Origin of the sequence: Mycolicibacterium celeriflavum (genome assembly GCF_010731795.1) — a bacterium.
Lineage (GTDB): Bacteria > Actinomycetota > Actinomycetes > Mycobacteriales > Mycobacteriaceae > Mycobacterium > Mycobacterium celeriflavum.
In genome coordinates this window covers 2,047,269-2,069,396 of sequence record NZ_AP022591.1, presented here as the reverse complement: position 1 = coordinate 2,069,396, position 22,128 = coordinate 2,047,269, and the positions used below count along the sequence as shown (strand labels likewise).

At 66.9% G+C, this 22,128-nt stretch carries 22 protein-coding genes; 17 read left to right on the top strand and 5 right to left on the bottom strand.

All coding sequences use genetic code 11. From position 1 onward, the window contains the following. Positions 1-373: 373 nt before the first annotated feature. Positions 374-637 carry a WhiB family transcriptional regulator gene (locus G6N18_RS10120; RefSeq protein WP_179962424.1) on the top strand — a complete coding sequence of 88 codons (264 nt, stop codon included), beginning with the start codon at positions 374-376 and terminating at the stop codon, positions 635-637. 9 nt (positions 638-646) lie between these two features. On the opposite strand, the gene G6N18_RS10115 is transcribed toward G6N18_RS10120, so the two are convergent. Further along, positions 647-1,069 (bottom strand): metallopeptidase family protein, encoded by a 423-nt coding sequence (locus G6N18_RS10115; RefSeq protein ID WP_067219203.1) that lies wholly within the window; start codon positions 1,067-1,069, stop codon positions 647-649. A 156-nt stretch (positions 1,070-1,225) separates the two neighbouring features. Here G6N18_RS10115 and G6N18_RS10110 point away from each other — a divergent pair, with 156 nt between their 5' ends. From G6N18_RS10110 to manA, 4 genes are all read left to right on the top strand, one after another. Further along, on the top strand, positions 1,226-1,645 hold the full coding sequence (locus tag G6N18_RS10110) for a DUF3499 domain-containing protein (protein WP_067219149.1): 420 nt from the start codon (positions 1,226-1,228) through the stop codon (positions 1,643-1,645). A 64-nt stretch (positions 1,646-1,709) separates the two neighbouring features. Beyond that, on the top strand, positions 1,710-3,107 hold the full coding sequence (locus tag G6N18_RS10105) for a phosphomannomutase/phosphoglucomutase (RefSeq protein WP_083004865.1): 1,398 nt from the start codon (positions 1,710-1,712) through the stop codon (positions 3,105-3,107). Then, a complete protein-coding gene (locus G6N18_RS10100) occupies positions 3,104-4,213 on the top strand; it encodes a TobH protein (RefSeq protein WP_083004869.1) in 1,110 nt (369 codons plus the stop codon). Before G6N18_RS10105 ends, G6N18_RS10100 begins: the two co-directional genes overlap by 4 nt. A 4-nt stretch (positions 4,214-4,217) precedes the next feature. Beyond that, on the top strand, positions 4,218-5,444 hold the full coding sequence (gene manA, locus G6N18_RS10095) for a mannose-6-phosphate isomerase, class I (protein ID WP_083004872.1): 1,227 nt from the start codon (positions 4,218-4,220) through the stop codon (positions 5,442-5,444). A 10-nt stretch (positions 5,445-5,454) separates the two neighbouring features. On the opposite strand, the gene G6N18_RS10090 is transcribed toward manA, so the two are convergent. Next, entirely contained in the window at positions 5,455-6,414 is a 960-nt protein-coding gene (locus G6N18_RS10090; RefSeq protein WP_067219134.1) for a DUF808 domain-containing protein, read from the bottom strand. A gap of 54 nt (positions 6,415-6,468) precedes the next feature. Next, positions 6,469-7,839 carry an FAD-dependent oxidoreductase gene (locus tag G6N18_RS10085; protein WP_083004971.1) on the bottom strand — a complete coding sequence of 457 codons (1,371 nt, stop codon included), beginning with the start codon at positions 7,837-7,839 and terminating at the stop codon, positions 6,469-6,471. Positions 7,840-7,894: 55 nt separating this feature from the next. Between G6N18_RS10085 and G6N18_RS10080 the strand changes: the two genes are divergently transcribed. The 7 genes from G6N18_RS10080 to G6N18_RS10050 all read left to right on the top strand — a co-directional run bounded on the left by G6N18_RS10080 (position 7,895) and on the right by G6N18_RS10050 (position 14,758). Then, positions 7,895-9,361 (top strand): amino acid permease, encoded by a 1,467-nt coding sequence (locus G6N18_RS10080; RefSeq protein WP_083004875.1) that lies wholly within the window; start codon positions 7,895-7,897, stop codon positions 9,359-9,361. Between the two features lie 217 nt (positions 9,362-9,578). Then, entirely contained in the window at positions 9,579-10,727 is a 1,149-nt protein-coding gene (locus tag G6N18_RS10075) for an alkane 1-monooxygenase (protein ID WP_234783611.1), read from the top strand. Further along, positions 10,724-10,885, top strand: a complete 162-nt coding sequence (locus G6N18_RS10070; protein ID WP_067219120.1) for a rubredoxin — start codon at positions 10,724-10,726, stop codon at positions 10,883-10,885. Before G6N18_RS10075 ends, G6N18_RS10070 begins: the two co-directional genes overlap by 4 nt. Positions 10,886-10,920: 35 nt before the next feature. Further along, the gene (locus G6N18_RS10065) at positions 10,921-11,100 is read left to right on the top strand and encodes a rubredoxin (RefSeq protein ID WP_067219117.1); all 180 of its coding nucleotides are present in this window, start codon (positions 10,921-10,923) and stop codon (positions 11,098-11,100) included. Beyond that, positions 11,097-11,756: a TetR family transcriptional regulator AlkX gene (gene alkX / locus G6N18_RS10060; RefSeq protein ID WP_082949268.1), complete on the top strand. Its 660-nt coding sequence runs from the start codon at positions 11,097-11,099 to the stop codon at positions 11,754-11,756. The genes G6N18_RS10065 and alkX overlap by 4 nt, the downstream gene beginning before the upstream one ends. A 116-nt stretch (positions 11,757-11,872) precedes the next feature. Further along, complete coding sequence (gene ahcY, locus G6N18_RS10055; protein WP_083004973.1) at positions 11,873-13,348, top strand: adenosylhomocysteinase; 1,476 nt, start codon at positions 11,873-11,875, stop codon at positions 13,346-13,348. A 96-nt stretch (positions 13,349-13,444) separates the two neighbouring features. Continuing rightward, complete coding sequence (locus G6N18_RS10050; RefSeq protein ID WP_083004878.1) at positions 13,445-14,758, top strand: lipase family protein; 1,314 nt, start codon at positions 13,445-13,447, stop codon at positions 14,756-14,758. 20 nt (positions 14,759-14,778) lie between these two features. Here the strand turns inward: G6N18_RS10050 and G6N18_RS10045 are convergent, their stop codons facing one another. Next, complete coding sequence (locus G6N18_RS10045) at positions 14,779-15,684, bottom strand: DUF1028 domain-containing protein (protein ID WP_083004881.1); 906 nt, start codon at positions 15,682-15,684, stop codon at positions 14,779-14,781. Between the two features lie 128 nt (positions 15,685-15,812). On the opposite strand from G6N18_RS10045, the gene G6N18_RS10040 reads away from it, so the two are divergent. Further along, positions 15,813-16,295, top strand: a complete 483-nt coding sequence (locus G6N18_RS10040) for a YflT domain-containing protein (protein WP_083004885.1) — start codon at positions 15,813-15,815, stop codon at positions 16,293-16,295. Positions 16,296-16,385: 90 nt separating this feature from the next. Here the strand turns inward: G6N18_RS10040 and G6N18_RS10035 are convergent, their stop codons facing one another. Continuing rightward, positions 16,386-17,072 carry a DUF899 domain-containing protein gene (locus G6N18_RS10035; RefSeq protein WP_067219105.1) on the bottom strand — a complete coding sequence of 229 codons (687 nt, stop codon included), beginning with the start codon at positions 17,070-17,072 and terminating at the stop codon, positions 16,386-16,388. A gap of 88 nt (positions 17,073-17,160) precedes the next feature. Here G6N18_RS10035 and G6N18_RS10030 point away from each other — a divergent pair, with 88 nt between their 5' ends. The 4 genes from G6N18_RS10030 (at position 17,161) to lpqB (ending at position 22,097) form a co-directional block, all read left to right on the top strand. Continuing rightward, on the top strand, positions 17,161-17,793 hold the full coding sequence (locus G6N18_RS10030; RefSeq protein ID WP_083004975.1) for a dTMP kinase: 633 nt from the start codon (positions 17,161-17,163) through the stop codon (positions 17,791-17,793). A gap of 90 nt (positions 17,794-17,883) precedes the next feature. After that, positions 17,884-18,570: a two-component system response regulator MtrA gene (gene mtrA, locus G6N18_RS10025; RefSeq protein WP_059099010.1), complete on the top strand. Its 687-nt coding sequence runs from the start codon at positions 17,884-17,886 to the stop codon at positions 18,568-18,570. 126 nt (positions 18,571-18,696) lie between these two features. Beyond that, positions 18,697-20,343, top strand: coding sequence for an MtrAB system histidine kinase MtrB (gene mtrB, locus G6N18_RS10020; protein WP_083004978.1), 1,647 nt, complete (start codon positions 18,697-18,699; stop codon positions 20,341-20,343). After that, the gene (lpqB, locus tag G6N18_RS10015) at positions 20,340-22,097 is read left to right on the top strand and encodes an MtrAB system accessory lipoprotein LpqB (protein ID WP_083004888.1); all 1,758 of its coding nucleotides are present in this window, start codon (positions 20,340-20,342) and stop codon (positions 22,095-22,097) included. Before mtrB ends, lpqB begins: the two co-directional genes overlap by 4 nt. Positions 22,098-22,128: the final 31 nt, after the last annotated feature.

The window sequence follows — 22,128 nt, the reverse complement described above, 5'->3', positions numbered from 1 at the left end:
TGTGACAGACACGCCGAGGTCACGACTCGCCGCATTTCGATCACGGAATGGTATGAATTCCTGTTCTAACGCTTGACCAGGACTGCTCACGCGTGTGTAATCACACCAGTGTCATTTCCCGGTAGGCCATCCGGTTTCGGTGCCGCAGACCGAGATTCGATCACTTGTTCGAATTGAATGGGTCCCACGTTCCGGTGGGGCGCTTATAGGGGATCAGCGAAACCAGGTGAGGAGGCCGAAGATGTCTTTTGAGTACGGCGATTTCGATCGTCTGATTCGGTTTGACAACCGATTCCTCGGCTCAGTAGACAGCGCCCCGCACGCCAATTCCGGACCGGCACCCGTCGAGACGCCCCGGCGTCCCCAGTTAAGTCTGGTGCCAGACCCAATTGATGCTGCGCCGGCGCTTACACCCGAAGACGACTTGTGGCAGGAGCGCGCGCTGTGCGCTCAGACCGACCCCGAGGCATTCTTCCCCGAGAAGGGTGGCTCGACGCGCGAAGCCAAGCGAATCTGCCAGGGCTGCGAGGTGCGCGACGCGTGCCTGGAGTATGCGCTGGCGCACGACGAGCGCTTCGGCATCTGGGGCGGCCTGTCCGAACGCGAGCGTCGTCGACTGAAGCGCGGAATCATCTGACCCGAGCGGTCAATCGTCGTCGATCGTCGGGTCGATGACCGAAGGCTCGACGCCCAGATACGTGGCGACTTGGGCCACCAGAATCTCATGCAGCAGCTCCTCGAGTTCGACAAGATCCTTGGCCCGTCGCTCGATCGGCTTGCGGAACAATACAATTCGCGCCCGCGTGGCGTTACCTCGAACGTCGACACCAGCCGGGATCAGCCGGGCCAGCGCGATCGGCCCGTCGGCGATCACCTCCGGTGGCCACTGCACACTGTCGGGATCCTTCGGAGCGATGCGCGGTATCTCGTCGACCGCCACATCCAGCGCCGTCAATCGGTCCTGCCAACGCCGCTCGATCGGCTCGTAAGCCTCCAGCACCGCCATGTCGAACCGCTCGGCGCGACTGCGCCAACCCGGCACCGTGGGGGGAAGTAACGGTCCGCGCATGTCGCGGCCCCGGCGTGAGCGCAGATATTGCCGCTTGGCCACCGCGTCGGTGCTCCTCTCGTGCGCGTGAACAAGATCGTAACGGTTCGAGATCGGCCGTCGGCAGGCTGCGCGTGTCCGGCGTCGCGCAGGGTGCGGCCACGATAGCCTTCCGCTGTGAACGTTCCCCGTCGCTGCTGCAGGCCCGGGTGTCCGCACTATGCCGTCGCGACGCTGACCTTCGTCTACGCCGACTCCACTGCGGTGGTCGGGCCGCTGGCGACGGTGGCCGAACCGCACTCGTGGGACCTATGCGTGGTGCACGCCGGCCGGGTCACCGCGCCGCGCGGCTGGGAACTGGTTCGGCACGCGGGCCCGCTGCCGTCGCATCCCGACGAGGACGATCTCGTCGCGCTCGCGGACGCGGTGCGCGAGGGGCGCGACCTCGCTCCGCCGATCAACGGGGTCGCGACAGGCTTCTCCGATCCGGTCACCGGCGCGCACGGCGGCTCCCTGATGGCGCCGCCGGCCAGGCGTCCGGAGTCCAACGGCCGTCGCCGGGGCCATCTGCGGGTGTTGCCCGACCCCACTGACTAGTTCACGTGTACGCCTTCACCGACGGTTAGGCTGGCGCCAGCAGTACCACGTCACAAGGAGTTCTATGTCACGGCCCGCCGCGGCTGTTCATCGCGTCATCAAGGCCTATGACGTGCGTGGCCTGGTCGGAGAGGAACTCGATGAGCAGTTCGTCGCCGACGTCGGCGGTGCCTTCGCCCGCTTGATCCGCGACGACGCGTCGCAGGTGGCGATCGGTTACGACATGCGGGCGAGTTCGCCGGCGCTGGCGTCGGCGTTCGCCGACGGAGTGACTGCGCAGGGCCTCGACGTGGTGCGGATCGGGCTCGCCTCGACCGACCAGTTGTACTTCGCGTCCGGACTTCTCGACTGCCCCGGTGCGATCTTCACCGCCAGCCACAACCCCGCGGCCTACAACGGCATCAAACTCTGCCGGGCCGGCGCCAAACCCGTCGGTAAGGACACCGGCCTGTCGAGCATCGCCGACGAGATCATCGCCGGCGTGCCGGGCTACGACGGCGCGACCGGCTCCGTGACGGACCGTGATGTGCTGGGCGAATACGGCGAGTTTCTGCGCTCGCTGGTGAGCCTGGCGGAGCTTCGACCGCTGAAGGTCGCCGTCGACGCGGGCAACGGCATGGCCGGCCACACTGCCCCCGCGGTGCTGGGCCCGATTCCCGGGATCACCTTGTCGCCGCTGTATTTCGAGCTCGACGGGACGTTCCCCAACCACGAGGCCAACCCGCTGGACCCGGCCAACCTGGCCGATCTGCAAAAGTACGTCGTCGAATCCGGCGCCGACATCGGGTTGGCGTTCGACGGCGACGCCGACCGGTGTTTCGTCGTCGACGAGAAGGGGCATCCGGTGTCGCCGTCGGCGGTTACCGCGCTGGTGGCCGGGCGGGAACTGGGTAGGGAGATCGGCGCCACGGTGATTCACAACCTGATCACCTCGCGGGCAGTGCCCGAGCTGGTGACCGAGCGGGGCGGTACGCCAGTGCGCAGCCGCGTCGGGCACTCCTACATCAAGGCGCTGATGGCCGACACCGGTGCGATCTTCGGCGGCGAGCATTCGGCGCACTACTACTTCCGCGACTTCTGGGGTGCGGACTCCGGCATGCTGGCGGCCTTGCACGTGCTGGCCGCGTTGGGCGAACAGGACCGCCCGTTGTCGGATTTCATGGCCGACTACCAGCGCTACGAGGCATCCGGGGAGATCAACTTCACCGTCACCGACGCCGAGCGATGTGTGGACGACGTGCTCAAGGCGTTCGGCTCCCGGATCCACTCGATCGACCACCTCGACGGGGTCACGGTCGACCTGGGTGAGGGCATTTGGTTCAACCTGCGCATGTCGAATACCGAACCGCTGCTGCGGCTCAATGTCGAAGCCCGCAGCACCGAAGAGGTCGACGCGATCGTCCGCGAGATCTCCAGGACGGTTCGCGCGCAGGTTCCTTCGCAATCCGAGGCGGCCACGTGAGCGCGGGCCCACCGTCCTCGGCCGCGGTGGTGAACCTCGACGACGTCGACGGTCTGCTCGCCGCCGACCGCGAAGGTCTGCTGCGCGCGGCTGCAACGGCCGGCGCCCAGGTGCGGGCCACCGCCGCCGCGCTGGACGAGGGAGAACTCGAATCGTTACGGGCCGACGGCCCGCCACGCACCCTGATCTGGGTTGCCGGGCGCGGAAACTCGGAGACCGCGGGGTCGGTGCTGGCCGCGGCGTTCGGCGCGTCGGTGGCGGCACCGATCGTCGTCGCCGCGGAGGTGCCGCCGTGGATCGGTCCGCTGGACGTGCTGATCGTCGCGGGCGACGACCCCGGGGATCCCGCCCTGGTGAACGCCGCCGCGAGCGGGGTGCGGCGCGGGGCTCGGGTGGTTGTCGCCGCGCCGAACGAAGGCCCGTTGCGTGACGTCGCCGCGGGCAGGGCCGTGGTGCTGGCGCCGCGGGTCTGGGTGCCCGACGAATTCGGCCTGGTGCGCTACCTCGCCGTGGGGTTGGCGACGCTGAGCGTCGTCGATCCGGCCATGCACGTCGACCTGGCGGCGCTGGCCGACGAACTCGATGCCGAGGCGCTTCGCAACAGCGCCGCCCGGGAACTGTTCACCAATCCGGCCAAGACGCTGGCCGAGCAGATGTCGGACCGCGATGTCGTGCTCGCCGGCGACAGCGCGGCGACACTCGCGGTGGCCGGGCACTGTGCCGCCATTCTGTTGCGGATCGCCCATCGGGTGGTCGCCGCCGTCGGCTTGGCCGACGCACTGGTGGCGCTGCGCGGTGGCATGGGGGGCACGTCGGCGGCCGACCGCGAGCGGTCGATCTTCCACGATGAGCAGATCGACGGTCCACTTCCGCCGCGGGTGCGCACGTTCGTGCTCACCACCGAAGCGGAGCGGCCAACCGTCGTCGCCCGAGCCGCCGACCTGGACGACGTCGACGTGATCAGCGCCCAGGACGTGCCGGAACTGCCGGAGGGAGCGGCCGTTCCGGACGCGACGTCGGCGGCGGGACGTCTGGAACAACAGCTGGCGATGCTGGCCGTCCGGCTGGAGATGACCGCCGTGTACCTGAAACTAGTTCGAGGTTAGCCAAGTGCACCTGCTACGCGGAGCGGTGCGGACCTATGCCTGGGGTTCGCGCACCGACATTGCCGAGTTCACCGGAAGGGCTTGTCCCACAGCGCATCCTGAAGCGGAATTGTGGTTCGGTGCGCACCCGGGCGATCCGGCCATGCTGGAGACCGAGGACGGGGAGCGCTCGCTGCTCGCTGCACTGCGCGACGACCCCGAGGGTCAGTTGGGTGCGGCGGTGTGTGCGCGGTTCGGCGACACGCTGCCGTTCCTGGTGAAGGTGCTGGCGGCAGACGAACCGCTGTCGCTGCAGGCGCACCCCAGCGCCGAACAGGCGCTGGAGGGTTTCGAACGGGAGAACAGGCTCGGCATTCCCGTGTCGGCGCCGAACCGCAATTACCGCGATCCCAGCCACAAGCCTGAATTGATCGTCGCGCTGAGCCAGTTCGAGGCGCTGGCGGGATTCCGGCCCGCCGCAGGGAGCATCGAGTTGATGCGAGCGCTCGCGGTCACCGACCTCGACCCGTACGTCAACCTGCTTTCCGGCCAACCCGACGCCGGCGGACTGCGCGCGTTGTTCACCACATGGATCACCGCGCCGCAACCCGACCTCGACGTGCTGGTGCCCGCCGTGATCGACGGGGCCATTCACTATGTTCGTTCGGGCAGAAGAGAATTCGCTGCTGAAGCGAAGACGGTGCTGGAACTCGGCGAACGATATCCCGGCGACGCGGGCGTGCTGGCCTCGTTGCTGCTCAACCGCATCACGTTGAAACCGGGCGAAGGTATCTATCTGCCCGCGGGCAATCTGCACACCTACCTCAACGGCGTGGGCGTGGAGGTGATGGCCAACTCCGACAACGTGTTACGCGGCGGGCTCACCCCCAAGCACGTCGATGTGCCGGAGTTGTTGCGTGTTCTCGACTTCACGCCAGCCGACGACGTGGTGGTCCGGCCCGAGGAGGTCGATGACGGTATCGAGTCGGTGTACCGCACCCCGGCGCCCGAGTTCGCAGTGTCGGTGCTGCACATCGACGGCGACCGGATCGGCCACGAGATCGACGCGCCCACGCGACACGACGGTCCGCAGATCCTGCTGTGCACCGAAGGCTCGACCGTCGTGCACGCCAAGGGCGGCACGGTCACGCTGAACAAGGGATCGGCGGCGTGGGTGTCGGCCGACGAGGGACCGATCCGGCTCGCCGCGACGCAGCCGACGAAACTGTTCCGCGCCACTGTCGGAATCTAGAGCGCGCCGTTCAGTGGGGCGTGTCGTCCTTGGTGCGCTTGCCGAAGGGCAACACATGCATGATCGCCACGATCACCGCGCCGACGATCAATCCGATGACGGCCGACGCCGCGGTGTTGGTCAACCATGCCAGCACGCCGCCGACGCCCTGCACGGCGTGATGGATGAAGTCCTCTGCGTGGTGGACCAGCCCGTACGGGGCGTGCCAGCCCACGTCGTCGGTTCCGATGAGCAGGATGTGACCGCCCACCCACAGCATCGCGACCGTCCCGATGGCCGACAACGCCGCGAGCAGTTTTGGCATCCCCACGACCAGGCCGCGGCCCACCTTCTGTGCGAACGATGACGAGCGCTGGGTGAGGCGCAGCCCGATGTCGTCCATCTTCACGATCAGCCCGACGACGCCGTAGACGGCAAGCGTGATGACGATCGCGACCACGATCAGGATGATCAACCTCGGCCAGAACCGTTCGCTGGCCACCTCGTTCAGCGCGATCACCATGATCTCGGCGGACAGGATGAAGTCGGTGCGGATCGCGCCCGCGGCCATCTGTTTTTCGGCGTCCACGCCGATGGCGGCGGTGGGGGCGGCGTGCTTGTCGTGTCCGCCGTGCTTGCTCACGCGACCCCACACCTTTTCGGCGCCCTCGTAGCACAGGTAGGTGGCACCGACCATCAGCAGCGGTGTCAGCAGCCACGGCGCGAACTGGCTGAGCAGCATGGCGGCCGGCAGGATGAACAGCAGCTTGTTGCGCAGCGATCCGATGGCGATCCGCTTGATGATCGGCAGTTCGCGGTCGGCGGTGAGGCCGTGCACGTATTGGGGTGTCACCGCGGTGTCGTCGACGACCACCCCGGCGGCCTTGGCTGTCGCACGGCCCGCTGCGGCGCCGATGTCGTCGACCGATGCGGCCGCCATCCGTGCCAGCACGGCAACGTCGTCGAGAAGACCGAACAGACCCGCGCTCATCGCGTCCTCGTCATGGCTACCAAATTACCGGGACAGGTACCGCGCACCGGGCGCTCATGCCGATTGCGGGGCCGGAACGGGTTTCTCGGCGGCCCGTTTCTCGGCCCACCACAACCGCATGTTGTGACGGATGGTGCGACCGACAAGCCGCGGCGACGGAACCATGTAGAGGCTGTCGAGCAGGCTGAACCGGCGCAGAAACCACTCGGCGAGAACGGGGTCGGTCTCCGCCGCACCGAGGAACTGATCGAACAGCCCGCCCACCGGCTTGTACCACCATTTCGACTTGCCGGTCGCGTTGTGCAGGATGAGGTCGCCGATGGCCGTCATCACCCAGACCGGCCACGTCGTCTTCGCCGTGGCCTTCGCCAGTCGGCCCGCGACATCGGGGTCGCCCGATTCCAGCACCGTGCGCAGGTTTCCGGCCTGGATCGCCGTCATCGTCATGCCTTGGCCGAAGGTCGGGTTGAAACTGACGACGGCGTCGCCGAACGGGAAGATGCCGGCGGGGAAGCGTCGGAGATCGTCGTAGCGGCGCCAACGACTCGTCGGGTAGCGGTGAAACGCCATCTCGCCCAGCGGAGTCCCCTGACGCAGCGCGGCGGACACGTGCGCGGGCAGGATCTCGTCGGCAAGGTCCAGGATCTGCGCGACGTTCTGCGGCGGCTGGACCTTGCTGACACCAAAGGTCGTGACGTTCCAGTTGCCGTCCTCGTAGAACAGCATGCCGATGCCGAGCGGTTGTGCCCGCGAAGCGCCTGCGACCACGACCTTTTCGGCGAGCAGACCCTCCGGGACGTGGAACTGATGGCTGGTGTAGGCGATGCCGACGTCAACGGTCTCCTCGGCCGGACGTTCGTAACCCCACTTTTCGAGCCACCCGGGCAGCCGGGTACCGCGGCCGGTGGCGTCGACGACGAGATCGGCGGCGACGGTCTGCCCGAAATCGAGCAGCACGCCGGTCACCCGTTCGCGCGCAGCGTCGTAGGTGGGCTCGGTGACGGCGGCGTGCACGATCTCGACGTTGTCGATGTTCTTCACGCGCTTGCGGATCTGCCATTCAAGTTGTGGGCGGCTCGGCACGTAGGCGGTGAACTCGTTCTGCAGCCGGTGCGCGGTGCCCAGGACATGGCCGGCGGCGCCGAAGTGGATACAGTCCGGCCGGTTCTCCAGGATCGGCACACCGTCGGCCAACATGTCGGCGAGCAGGCCCGGGAAGTGCTTTTCGAACTCGTCGGCGCCTCGCGCCATCAACAGGTGGACATGTCGGCCCTGCGGTACCGCGGCGCGATTCGCCGGGCCGTCGGGCAGGTCGTCGCGCTCGTAAACCGTCACGCGCTCACTGACGTCGGAGAGCACCCGCGCCGCACACATTCCCGCCAGACTGCCCCCGATGACGGCGACGTGTTTATAACTCCGCCCCATCGGGTGCACAGTACTAGCTACATTGCGGGCACGGCACTCAACGGGAGGACGCGCGATGGCTCGGCGGACGAAGTCGGTGGAGCAGTCGATCGCCGACACCGATGAACCGGACACCCGCTTGCGCAAAGACCTGAACTGGTGGGACCTCACGGTGTTCGGCGTCTCCGTGGTGATCGGCGCCGGCATCTTCACCATCACCGCGTCGACCGCGGGCAACCTCACCGGCCCGGCGATCTCGATCTCGTTCGTGCTCGCCGCGATCGCCTGCGGCCTGGCGGCGCTGTGCTACGCCGAGTTCGCCTCGACTGTGCCGGTCGCGGGCAGCGCCTACACGTTCTCCTACGCGACGTTCGGCGAGTTCGTCGCGTGGATCATCGGGTGGGACCTGATCCTCGAGTTCGCGGTCGCGGCGGCGGTGGTGGCCAAGGGATGGTCGAGCTATCTGGGTGCCGTGTTCGAGTTCGGCGGTGGCACAGCGGATTTCGGTGCGGTGCGATTGGATTGGGGCGCGCTGCTGATCATCGCGTTCGTCACCGTCATTCTTGCCTTGGGCACCAAGCTCTCGGCGGGGGTCAGCTTGGTGATCACCGTGATCAAGGTGGCGGTGGTGCTGCTGGTGGTCGCGGTCGGCGCCTTCTACATCAAGGTCGCGAACTATTCCCCGTTCCTGCCGCCTGCCGAGCGCGGCGAGGGTGGCAGCGGCACCGAGCAGTCGCTGCTCTCCTTGCTCACCGGCGCCGAGGGCAGCCACTACGGTTGGTACGGCTTGCTGGCGGGCGCCTCGATCGTCTTCTTCGCCTTCATCGGGTTCGACATCGTCGCCACCACCGCGGAGGAGACGAAGAACCCGCAGCGCGACGTGTCCCGAGGCATTTTGGCCTCGCTCGCGATCGTGACGGTGCTCTACGTCGCGGTGGCGGTCGTGTTGACCGGCATGGTCCATTACAGCGAATTGCGCGAGGCGGGGGAGAAGGCCAACCTCGCGACGGCGTTCAGCGTCAACGGGATCGACTGGGCGGCCAAGGTCATCTCGATCGGTGCGCTCGCGGGGCTGACCACCGTGGTGATCGTGTTGGTGCTCGGGCAGACCCGCGTGTTGTTCGCGATGTCGCGCGACGGACTGTTTCCTCGCGGTCTGGCCAAGACCGGACGGCACGGCACACCGGTGCGCATCACGCTGATCGTCGGCGCTCTCGTGGCGGTCACCGCATCGGTGTTCCCCATGGACAAGTTGGAAGAGATGGTCAACATCGGAACGCTGTTCGCGTTCGTCCTGGTGTCGGCCGGCGTGATCGTGCTGCGGCGCACCCGGCCGGACCTCGAGCGCGGCTTCCGGGCGCCGGGGGTGCCGTGGCTGCCGATCGCCTCGATCGTGGCCTGCGGTTGGCTGATGCTGAACCTCACGGCGTTGACCTGGATTCGCTTCCTGGTCTGGATGGCGATCGGTGTGGTCATCTACTTCCTCTACGGCCGTCGTCACTCAGTGCTGGGCCGGCGGGAATCCTCAGCGATTTCGGTGTAGTCCGTCGCGCTCACCGCGACCAGCGACACCGAAATCACTCCTGCGCACCCAGCGCCGCTTTACAAACTAGGCACTTGCGTCTAGACAACCGACAAATGGGACTCTATAGTAAAGCGCAGAACGTGACGGTACTCACTTCAGGAGGCTCGCAGTGACCACGCAATTGCCCGAGCAGGAGATCGCCCAGTGGCGCGACAGGAAGCGCTATCTGTGGCTGATGGGACTGATCGCGCCGACGGCGCTGTTCGTGATGCTTCCGCTGGTCTGGGCGTTCAACCAGTGGGGCTGGCATGCGGCGGCGCAGGTGCCGTTCTGGATCGGCCCGATCCTGCTGTACATCCTGCTGCCCGCCCTTGACTTGCGATTTGGTCCGGACGGGCAGAATCCGCCCGATGAGGTGATGGAGCGGCTGGAGAACGACAAGTACTACCGCTACTGCACCTACATCTACATCCCGTTCCAGTACGCCAGCGTGATCCTGGGCGCCTACCTGTTCACCGCGTCGGACCTGAGCTGGCTCGGATTCGACGGCGGACTGGGCTGGCCGGCCAAGATCGGGCTGGCGCTGTCGGTGGGTGTGCTCGGCGGGGTGGGCATCAACACCGCGCACGAGATGGGCCACAAGAAGGACTCGCTGGAGCGGTGGCTGTCGAAGATCACGCTGGCGCAGACCTGCTACGGCCACTTCTACATCGAGCACAACCGCGGCCACCACGTCCGGGTTGCCACGCCCGAGGATCCCGCGTCGGCCCGCTTCGGTGAAACATTCTGGGAGTTCCTGCCGCGCAGCGTGTTCGGCAGCCTGCGCTCGGCGTGGGAGCTGGAGGCGGCGCGGTTGCGTCGTGCCGGTAAGAGTCCCTGGCACTGGTCCAACGACGTGCTCAACGCCTGGGCGATGTCGGTGGTGTTCTACGGCGCGCTGATCGCGGTGTTCGGCTGGACACTGATCCCGTACGTGGTGATCTCGGCGGTGTTCGGCTTCACGCTGCTGGAGACGGTGAACTACCTCGAGCACTACGGCCTGCTGCGGCAAAAGCTGGAAAGCGGTCGCTACGAACGCTGTGCGCCGCTGCACAGTTGGAACTCCGACCACATCGTGACCAACCTGTTCCTGTATCACCTGCAGCGGCACAGCGACCATCACGCCAACCCCACCCGGCGTTACCAGACGCTGCGCAGCATGGAGGGCGCGCCGAACCTGCCGAGCGGTTATGCGTCGATGATCGCGCTGACGTACTTCCCGCCGCTGTGGCGTCGCGTGATGGATCACCGCGTGCTCGAGCATTACGACGGCGACATCACCCGGGTCAACGTGCATCCGCGGGTCCGCGACAAGGTGGTGGCACGGTACGGGACCGCGGCATGAGCACCTACCGCTGCCCGGGCTGTGACTACGTCTACGACGAGGCGAAAGGCGCTCCGCGGGAGGGCTTTCCGGCCGGCACGTCGTGGAGCGACATCCCCGACGACTGGACCTGTCCGGACTGCGCGGTGCGCGAGAAGGTCGACTTCGAACCCGTTTGAACCACAGAGTCGAAACCCACGAGAAAGGAAGAGTCATGGATTACAAGCTGTTCGTCTGCGTGCAGTGTGGATTCGAATACGACGAGGCCAAGGGCTGGCCGGAAGACGGCATCGCCCCGGGCACCCGCTGGGACGACATCCCCGACGACTGGAGCTGCCCGGACTGCGGCGCGGCGAAGTCGGATTTCGAGATGGTGGAGGTCGCTCGTTCGTGACCGTTAGTGTCGCGGGGGTGAGTAGCCCGCGTCGAACCGCGCAGCGCGTCCCGTACGCCGAGGCGTCGCGGGTGCTGCTGCGCGATTCGATTCTCGACGGCATGCGCGAACTGCTGCTCACCCGCGATTGGTCGGCGATCACGCTGTCGCACGTGGCCAAGGCCGCGGGCATCAGCCGCCAGACCATCTACAACGAGTTCGGCTCCCGCCAAGGGCTGGCGCAGGCGTACGCCTTGCGGCTCGCCGACCGGCTCGTCGACCAGATCGACGACGCGATCCAAGGCAACGTCGGCGACGTCCACGCGGCGTTCTCGCAGGGGTTTCGCGACTTCTTCACCGAGTCCGCGGCCGATCCGCTGGTGATCTCGTTGCTGACCGGTGAGGCCAAACCGGATCTGCTGCAGCTCATCACCACCGACAGCGGACCGATCATCACGCGCTGCAGCCAGCGGTTGACGTCGACGTTCATGGACAGCTGGGTGCAGGCCAGCGAGGAGGACGCCGGAGTGCTGGCCAGGGCCATCGTCCGGCTCGCCATGAGCTACGTGTCGATGCCGCCCGAGGCCGACCACCTGACCACCGACGTGGTGGCGCGCGACCTAGCCAGATTGATGACGCCGTTCGCCGAACGCTACGGTGTTATCGATACCCCTTAGCTGTCAGAGCGCCGAGCGCCTGTCCCGCGAGCCCGCAGGCTAGGGGTTTCGCACGGCCGTCGCCGGTGTGCCCGTCCGTGCGCCCAAGAGCAATGACGAACGAAAAGGGGCTCTACATGACTGAGCTGAAGGCCGACTCCCGCAACGGGATCGACTACAAAGTGGCCGATCTGGCCTTGGCTGACTTCGGCCGCAAGGAGATCCGGCTCGCCGAGCACGAGATGCCCGGCTTGATGGCGCTGCGGCGCGAGTACCACGACGTGCAGCCGCTCAAGGGCGCACGGATCTCGGGCTCGCTGCACATGACCGTGCAGACGGCGGTGCTGATCGAGACTTTGGTGGCTTTGGGTGCTGAAGTTCGATGGGCTTCCTGCAACATCTTCTCCACCCAGGACCACGCGGCCGCGGCCGTCGTCGTCGGCCCCAACGGCACCCCCGATGACCCGAAGGGCACCCCGGTGTTCGCGTGGAAGGGCGAGTCGCTCGAGGAGTACTGGTGGGCCGCCGAGCAGATGCTAACGTGGTCGGCCGCTTCTGATGGAAGCCCAGCGCCGGCGAACATGATTCTCGACGACGGCGGCGACGCCACGATGATGGTGCTGCGCGGCGCGCAGTATGAGAAGCAGGGCGTCGTTCCGCCCGCCGAGGAAGATGACCCGGCGGAGTGGAAGGTGTTCCTCGGCGTGCTGCGCAAGCGCTTCGAGACCGACAAGGACAAGTGGACCAAGATCGCCGAGTCGGTCAAGGGCGTCACCGAGGAGACGACGACCGGCGTGCTGCGGCTCTATCAGTTCGAGGCCGCGGGCGAACTGCCGTTCCCGGCGATCAACGTCAACGACTCGGTGACGAAGAGCAAGTTCGACAACAAGTACGGCACCCGGCACTCGCTGATCGACGGCATCAACCGCGGCACCGACGTGCTGATCGGCGGCAAGAAGGTGCTGATCTGTGGTTACGGCGACGTCGGCAAGGGCTGCGCGGAGTCGCTCGCCGGTCAGGGCGCGCGCGTCGCGGTCACCGAGATCGACCCGATCAACGCGCTGCAGGCGCTGATGGACGGCTTCGACGTCGTGACAGTCGAGCAGGGCATACCTGTGGCCGACATCGTGATCACCTCGACCGGCAACAAGGACATCATCACCCTCGAGCACATGCGTGCGATGAAGGACCAGGCGATCCTGGGCAACATCGGCCACTTCGACAACGAGATCGACATGGCCGCGCTGGAGCGGTCCGGTGCCAAGAAACTCAACATCAAGCCGCAGGTCGACCAGTGGATCCTCGATGACGGCAAGTCGATCATCGTGCTGTCCGAGGGCCGGCTGCTCAACCTGGGCAACGCGACGGGTCACCCGTCGTTCGTGATGAGCAACAGCTTCTCGAATCAGGTGATCGCGCAGATCGAGCTGTGGACCAAGAACGACGAGTACGACAACTCGGTCTACCGGTTGGCCAAGCACCTCGATGAGAAGGTCGCGCGCATCCACGTGGAAGCACTCGGCGGCACGCTGACCAAGCTCACCAAGGAACAGGCGGAGTACATCGGCGTCGACGTCGAGGGCCCGTACAAGCCGGAGCATTACCGGTACTGAGCCCCGCTCGAACCTCGAAACCGTGGGGAGATCGCGACTCTTGCGAATCGTGCGATCTCCCCGCAGTTTCGGCGTTGCTTTGTTAACCTCCGCCGCGTGGGTCGGGTCGCGGGGGTTCTGATTGCGCTGCTACTGATCGCAAGCCTGGGAATCCCGCCGCACGCGCGCGCCGACGACCCGACCATCGACGACCATCATCCGTACTTCAACGAAGACGAATATCAGGCGTTCTACACTCCGCCAGATCCGTTGCCGCCGGGCCAACCTGGCGACATCGTCCGCTCCGAGCCGTCCCGGCTGGTGTTGGAGCCGTCGGGTCAACTCGGCATGATCATGGCGGACGGGACGCGAATCATGTACCGCAGCAACGACGCTCGGGGAAACCCAAACGTCGTCACCGGCACCTACTTTGAGCCACACGTCCCCTGGCCGGGACAAGGAACGCGGCCGCTGATCGTCTACGGACCCGGCACGCAGGGGCAAGGGGACCAGTGCGCACCGTCTCGACAGTTCAATCAGGGCATCCACTGGTCGCCCTACCTCGACCTGGCGTTCAACTACGAGGAGTTGTTTGTCGCCACGATGGTCGCCCGCGGCTTCGCGATCGTCATGACCGACTACGAGGGCCTCGGCACGCCGGGATTGCACACCTACGCTAATCGGGTGTCGCAGGGCCACGCGATGCTCGACGCGGCCCGCGCCGCCAAGAACCTCCCCGGCACCTCGCTGACCCGGAACGGTCCGGTGGCGTTCTGGGGTTACTCGCAGGGCGGGGGCGCGGCGGCATCGGCAGCGGAGATGGCCGAGTCGTACGCGCCCGAAATCCACGTCGTCGGTAGCTACGCCGGAGCACCGCCCGCCGACCTGAAGGCGCTGTTCCCGTTCATCGACGGCAGCATGCTGATCGGAGCCGTGGGCTATGCGCTGAATGGGGTGATCACGGCCTACCCCGAACACGAGGAAGCGATCAGGGCGACGCTGACCCCGCGCGGCGCTGACATGCTCTTCAAGGTGCAAGACCAGTGCGTCGCCGAGACGCTCACGAAATTCATGTTTCGCCACCTGCAGCCATACTTCAACGAGGACATCTTCGCGCTCGTCGAAAAGGAGCCGTACAAGTCGCTTTTCGACGAACAGAAGCTGGGGCGCATGAAGCCCAATGCCCCGGTGCTGATCAACGCGAACCGGTTCGATCCGCTGGTTCCCTGGGCGCCGGCGATGCAGCTCGGTCGCGACTGGTGCGCCCAGGGCGCCGACGTCGAGGCGCGTACCAACGAGCAACCGCCGTTTCTGAACAAAGCGATGGTCAACCACGGCCTCCCGATGCTCGTCGACGGGGAGCCGGCGATGCAGTGGATCGCTGACCGGTTCAACGGCAAACCGACCACTCCCAATTGCGGGCGTTTCTAGGGCAACGTCTCCGTGGGACGCTAGCGCTGTAGTTCGTCGAGCAACCGGGTGACGGGCGTGTTCGGGGGAAGAAGTCTCACCTCGCTGAAGCGGCGAGCAGCTTCGACGAACTGTGGTGCAGTGGAGGACAACTCGGCCAGCACACGGGCGGCGTCGTCCTCACGGTCGCCCAGTGCCAACACAAGTGCTGTCCACAACGCGATGTCGGGATCCCGCACGGGATCTGGAGCGGGTGCCCCGTCGAGTCTGGCGAGCGCGTCTTGGATGTTGCCGCCAAGGGCGAGATCGAATGCTTCGACTGCATTGTGGTAGCGGGTATTGAGGGCGAGAAGGCGGTCCAGCATGCCGAGCGGATCCTCGTGGTCGTCGACACGCAGATCGACCAGACGGTCGTGCCACGGCCGGCCGGTCGTGGTGGGATCGACGACGACCATCGCCGCTGAGCGCTTGCCGCGCATGTCACCGCCTTCGTCTTCTGCCGCATGTAGCGCCCGGGCCAGCCGCGCCGGCACCGATGCCTGCGTGTGCTCCCAAGCGTCGATCATGGCCTCCCAGACGGCTTCTGAGACAACCATGTTCGCCAGGGCCACGCAGCCATTGCCCTCGAGGTGACCGGCCGCGGGGACACACGCCTCGCCGGTGTACACAGCGACGTTCCCGCAGGTATCGATCATCGCCACCTGGCGGCGTTCAGGATTCGCGTCCACGCTTCGCAACGCGGTCAGCGCCTCGACTGCGGTCAGCCCCGCACGCAGGATGTCCAGACCCAGTTCGCCGTACATGGGTTCACCCATCGACTGGGTAGCGATCACCCCGCTGCCGGACACCGCCCACGGAACGCTGGCGCCCACCGCGAACGCCTGGGATTGACAGGCGACGCCCATCAGGCCGGTCTGGGCGTCACGAGCGACGATGGAGTAGGTCATTTGGCGACCATACGGCGCACTTCATGCAGGGCAGGCATGCATGTCGCGGCGAGGCCTGATCGGGTGACGAATACGCGTTCACGGCGACGGGTACCCAATCGCGATAGCCAAACGTCTGGAGGGAAAACATGACCACCCCGCACCGCCCGTACGATCAACCCGCCGCTGCGTCGGCCAGGCGCGAGGTCATCGCGTCGTTCGACAACTATCCCGACGCGCAACACTTGGTGGACCGCATGTCCGACGGCGGCTTTCCGGTGGCCCACATCAGCATCGTGGGCGACGGGGTCCGAACGGTCGAGCGCGTGACCGGCCGGATGACGAACGGGAAGGCCGCGCTGGCGGGCGCCGGCAGCGGCGCATGGTTCGGCTTGCTGATCGGACTGCTCTTCGCGATTTTCGCGGTCGGTCCGTTGTGGATATGGGTGGTCTTGATCGCGACGGTGATCGGCGCGTTCTGGGGTGCCGTCTTCGGCTTCGTCGCTCACTGGTCCACTCGGGGCGGTCGGGACTTCTCAAGCATCCAGACCTTGGAAGCACAACGTTACGACGTGTACGTCTCGGCCGACCATGCCGCAGAGGCGGCGCGTTACGTCACGCCCACGCAATAGCCGGCTGCTGAGGACGGTCGCAGTTAACCGAACGATGCAGTAAGACATCGACTTTCGTCGCGTGATGTTGAGCGTCCTGCAGTGGCAACGCTACGCCGGATATTCGTCGCGCTTGCGCGGCCAGTCGGAGAAGTCCTCGCCCCGTCCCTTCGGCGCCCGGTCCAGCAGCTGCCACGTGGCGTTCAGCGCCTCGGTGCCGCGGTCGTAGGTCGAGTACGTGTGGTAGACGACTCCGTCCTCGAGTGCGAAGCAGCTCAGCGCCATCAGCTCCATGACGTCGAGCATGCTTCCGCTGCCCGATCCGTAGTCGCGGCGGGCCGTCGGGACATGCATGTACTCGAAGAAGTCGGCGTCGAAGTCGCTGCCGCCCGAGGACACCCATTCGACGTCCCAACCCATCCGCTGCTTGTACGCGGTGAGCACCGGCAGCGGCGACCGTGACGAGAGGATGAAGGTCACGTCGCGGTGCGCGAGATGCGGAACTGCGCCGACCAGGTTGTCGGTTTCGAAGGTGCACCCCGGGCAGCCCTGGGGAGTGTTCGGCCCGTGCATGAAGTGCCGCACGATCAGCTGTGAGCGACCGTCGAAGAGCTCGGCGAGCGTACGACGGCCCGCCGTGGTGTCGAACAGATACTGCTTGTCGACCCGCACCCAGGGCAGTGCCTGACGTTCCCGGGCGAGCTCGGTGGACCGTCGGGTCAGTTCCTTTTCCTTCGCCAGCTGCCGCTCGTAGGCGGCTCGCCACTGTTCGCGCGTGCCGACCGCGTGCGTCGTCATTTGTCTTCCTTCCGGTCGTGGGGGCGCTCATCAGAACAGACCTTCGGTGCTGACGGAACTCATCGGCGGGTACGGCTACGCTCGCCGCGTGCTCATCGTGATCGAGGGTGTCGACGGTGCGGGCAAGCGCACGCTGACCAACGGCCTGCGAACTGCATTCGAGGCAGCCGGCCGAACGGTGACCAGCCTGGCGTTTCCGCGCTACGGCCACTCCGTCGAGGCCGATATGGCCGCCGAGGCGCTGCACGGCGCCCACGGTGACCTGGCGGAGTCGGTCTACGCGATGGCGCTGCTGTTCGCGCTCGACCGTGCGCATGCCCGCGCCGAGATCGAACGCCTGCAGGCCGGCTACGACGTCGTGATCCTCGACCGCTACGTCGCGTCCAACGCCGCCTACAGCGCCGCGCGCCTGCACCAGGGCGCCGACGGGGATGTCGTCGACTGGGTGCGAGTCCTCGAGTACGAGCGGCTGGCACTGCCGAGACCGGATGCCCAGGTGCTGCTGGCCGTCCCGACCGAACTGGCGGCAAAGCGGGCCGAACACCGCGCCAACACCGAAGCCGACCGGCCCAAAGACGCCTATGAACGCGACGGCGGGCTGCAGCAGCGCACCTCCGACGTCTACGCCGCGCTGGCCGCCGGTGGCTGGTGCGGTCGCTGGGAGGTGGCCGGACCCGACGTCGACGCCGCCGCGCTCGCCGCCCAACTGGCCGCCCGATAGGCCGCGAAGCCTCCGCGCGGACCCCCTTAGCCGGTCAACACGCGAAACGCGCCGTGTGGTAGCCGGGGTTTATCGCAATTCGGTGACACCATGGACTCCATGAGGCAAAGGATTCTGGTTGTCGACGATGACCCTTCGCTGGCCGAGATGCTCACCATCGTGCTGCGGGGCGAAGGCTTCGACACCGCGGTCATCGGTGACGGCACCCAAGCGCTCACTGCGGTCCGCGAATTGCGGCCCGACCTGGTACTGCTGGACTTGATGCTGCCCGGCATGAACGGGATCGACGTGTGCCGGGTGCTGCGCGCCGATTCCGGTGTGCCGATCGTCATGCTGACCGCCAAGACCGACACCGTGGACGTGGTGCTGGGTCTGGAGTCCGGTGCGGACGACTACGTGATGAAGCCCTTCAAGCCCAAGGAGCTCGTGGCCCGCGTCCGCGCCCGGCTGCGGCGCAACGAGGACGAGCCCGCCGAAATGCTGTCCATCGGTGACGTCGACATCGACGTGCCGGCGCACAAGGTCACCCGGCAGGGCGAACAGATCTCGCTGACACCGCTCGAGTTCGACCTACTGGTGGCGCTGGCACGCAAACCGCGGCAGGTGTTTACTCGTGATGTGCTGCTCGAACAGGTGTGGGGATACCGGCACCCCGCAGACACCCGTTTGGTGAACGTGCATGTCCAACGCCTGCGGGCCAAGGTCGAGAAGGACCCGGAGAACCCCCAGGTGGTGCTGACTGTTCGAGGAGTGGGATACAAGGCCGGACCCCCGTGAGTCCGCACGGCTCAGCCGTGGTCGTGAGATTCACCGCTCGGCGGTGGCCGTGATCCTTCACCGCTCGGCGGTGGCGATTTCCACGGCTAGGGTGGACCACATCATTTCGACTGCTCGGCGGTGGCCGTGATCTTCAGCTCGAGGCGACGAATCCATCGTCGATCGGCACCGCTGGTACGTGGGCTGGGCGCGCTGGGTCGGGCGTTGAGCCTTGCCTGGCGGCGCTCCCTGCAGCTGCGCGTGGTGTCGTTGACGCTCGGCCTGTCGCTGGCGGTCATCCTGGTGCTCGGCTTCGTGCTGACCAGCCAGATCACCGACCGTATCCTCGAGGTGAAGGTGCGCGCCGCCACCGAGGAGATCGATCGGGCCCGCTCCACGGTCAGCGGCATCGTCGGGGGCGAGGAAACCCGATCGCTCGACAGCAGCCTGCAGCTCGCGCGCAATACCCTGATCGACCGCACCGCCGAGACCGACCCCGGGCTGGCGGGCACTTTCGACGCCGTTCTGTTGGTGCCCGGGGACGGCCCGCGAGCGGCGACCGCGGCTGGTCCCGTCCAGCAGGTGCCCAACGCGCTGCGCGAGTTCGTCAAGGCCGGCCAGGTGAGCTACCAGTACGCGACCGTGCACACCGACACCTTCTCGGGACCGGCGCTGATCGTCGGCAGCCCGACGTCCTCGCCGGTGACGAACCTGGAGCTGTACCTGATCTTCCCGTTGAACAATGAGGAATCCACGATCGCGTTGGTGCGCGGCACGATGGCCACCGGCGCGGTGGTGCTGCTCGGCCTGCTCGCCGCGATCGCATTGCTGGTCGCACGCCAGATCGTGTTGCCGGTGCGGTCTGCGTCGCGGATCGCCGAGCGGTTCGCCGAAGGGCATCTCACCGAGCGCATGCCGGTGCGCGGCGAGGACGACATGGCCCGCCTCGCCATGTCGTTCAACGACATGGCCGAGAGCCTGCACCGCCAGATCACCCAACTGGAGGAGTTCGGCAATCTGCAGCGCCGGTTCACTTCCGACGTCAGCCATGAGCTGCGCACTCCGCTGACGACGGTGCGCATGGCCGCCGACCTGATCCACGACCACAGCGAGGACCTCGACCCCGCGCTGCGCCGGTCCATCGAGCTGATGGTCAGTGAGCTCGACCGATTCGAAACGCTGCTCAGCGACCTGCTCGAGATCTCGCGCCACGACGCCGGCGTCGCCGAACTGTCCGTCGAGTCGGTCGACCTCCGATCGACGGTGCAGAGCGCGCTGGACAATGTCGGGCACCTCGCTCAGGATGCCGACGTCGAGCTCATCGTCGACATGCCCCCGCGGGAAGTCATCGCCGAGGTCGATCCGCGGCGCGTCGAGCGCATCCTGCGAAACCTCATCGCCAACGCCATCGACCACGCCGAGCGCAAGCCGGTCCGGATCCGGATGGCCGCCGATGCGGACACCGTCGCGGTCACCGTCCGCGATTACGGCGTCGGACTGCGGCCGGGCGAGGAGAAGCTGGTCTTCAGCCGGTTCTGGCGGTCGGATCCGTCGCGGGTACGGCGGTCCGGCGGCACCGGTCTCGGCTTGGCGATCAGCATCGAGGACGCCCGCCTGCACCAGGGCAGGCTGGAAGCCTGGGGCGAGCCGGGCAAGGGCGCGTGCTTCCGCCTCACGCTGCCGCTCGTCCGGGGGCACAAGGTGACGGCAAGTCCGCTGCCCATGAAACCTGTTGCTCCCGAGGTGCCGTCGCGACGCGCCCCCGACCGCGAACCCGCCCAGGAGTCCGTGTGAGGCGGCTGCTGGCCGTCGTGTGGCTGCTTGCGGTGGTACTTGCGGGCTGCGCGGGCGTGCCGAGTTCGTCGTCGCCGCAGGCCATCGGCACGGTCGACCGGCCTGCCCCGCCCAGCCTGCCCAAACCGACGCCGGGCATGGACCCCGATGTGCTGCTGCGCGAATTCCTCAAAGCCACGGCCGACCCCTCGAACCGGCACCTGGCGGCACGCCAGTTCCTCACCGAATCTGCCTCTCGTACCTGGGACGACGCGGGCAGCGCGATTCTGATCGACAACGTGGTGTTCGTCGAAACCCGTGGCCCCGAACGGGTTTCGGTGAACATGCGCGCCGATATCCTGGGGTCGCTGTCGGACATGGGGGTTTTCGAGACGGGAGAGGGCGCGCTGCCCGATCCTGGGCCGATCGAGTTGGTGAAGACCCCGGACGGCTGGCGCATCGACAAGTTGCCCAACGGCGTTTTCCTTGACTGGCAACAGTTTCAAGCGACCTACAAGCGCAATACCTTGTACTTCGTCGACCCGACGGGCGGCACCGTGGTGCCCGACCCTCGCTATGTCGCGGTGTCCGATCCCGACCAGTTGGCCACCGAACTGGTGAGCAAGCTGATCGCCGGCCCGCGTCCGGAGATGGCCAAGACGGTCCGTAACCTCCTCGAGCCACCGCTCAAACTTCGCGGTCCGGTGACCCGCGCCGACGGCGGTAAGACGGGTGTCGGACGCGGATACGGCGGGGCGAGAATCGATCTGGAAAATCTGTCCACCACCGACCCGCACAGCAGGCAACTGCTTGCTGCGCAGCTGATCTGGACACTGTCACGCGCAGGTATCAACGGACCGTACGTGATCAACGCCGACAGCGTGCCCCTCGACGAGCGGTTCGCCGACGGGTGGGAGACGTCCGACGTGGCGGCCACCGACCCGGGGGCGGCCTCCGGCGTCGCGGCGGGTCTGCACGCGCTGGTGGGCGGCTCGCTCGTCGCCCTCGACGGTCAGCGGGCGCCCCGGGTTCCCGGGCCGTTCGGGCAGATGCCGAACCAGACCTCGGCGGCGGTGTCGCGCACCGGGCAGGAGGTCGCGTCGATCGTGACGTTGCGGCCCGGCGCACCCGACATGGCGTCGTCGATGTGGGTGGGTGCGCTCGGCGGGAACGCCTCACAGGTACTCGAGGCGAGAGAGCTGTCGCGTCCGAGCTGGTCCCTCGACAACGCGGTGTGGGTGGTGATCGACGGCAACAACGTAGTGCGCGTCATCCAGGACGCCTCGGGTCAGCCGGCGCGCATCCCGGTCGACTCCACCCTGGTGTCGACCAAGTTTCCCGGTCCGATCACCGAATTGCAGCTCTCGCGCGACGGCACCCGCGCCGCGATGGTCATCGACGGTCGGGTGATCCTGGCCGGTGTCGAGCAGACGCCGGGCGGTGGCTACGCGCTGACCTATCCGCGACGGCTCGGCTTCGGCCTACGCGACACTGTGGTTTCGCTGTCGTGGCGCACGGGCGACGACATCGTGGTGAGCCGGACCGATCCCCAGCATCCGGTGTCCTACGTCAACCTCGACGGCGTCAACTCCGACGGGCCGAGCCGCAACCTGCTGATGCCGGTCACCACCGTGGCGGCCAACCCGTCGACCGTGTACGTGGCCGATGCGCGCGGGATCATGCAACTGTCCGGGTCGGTGGCCGAGGAGGACCCGGCGTGGGCCGAGGTGCGCCCGCTGATGGTGGCGGGCGCCGAACCCGTGCTGCCCGGCTGACCGGCCGTTCGCGTGCCGATTCTGCGTCAGG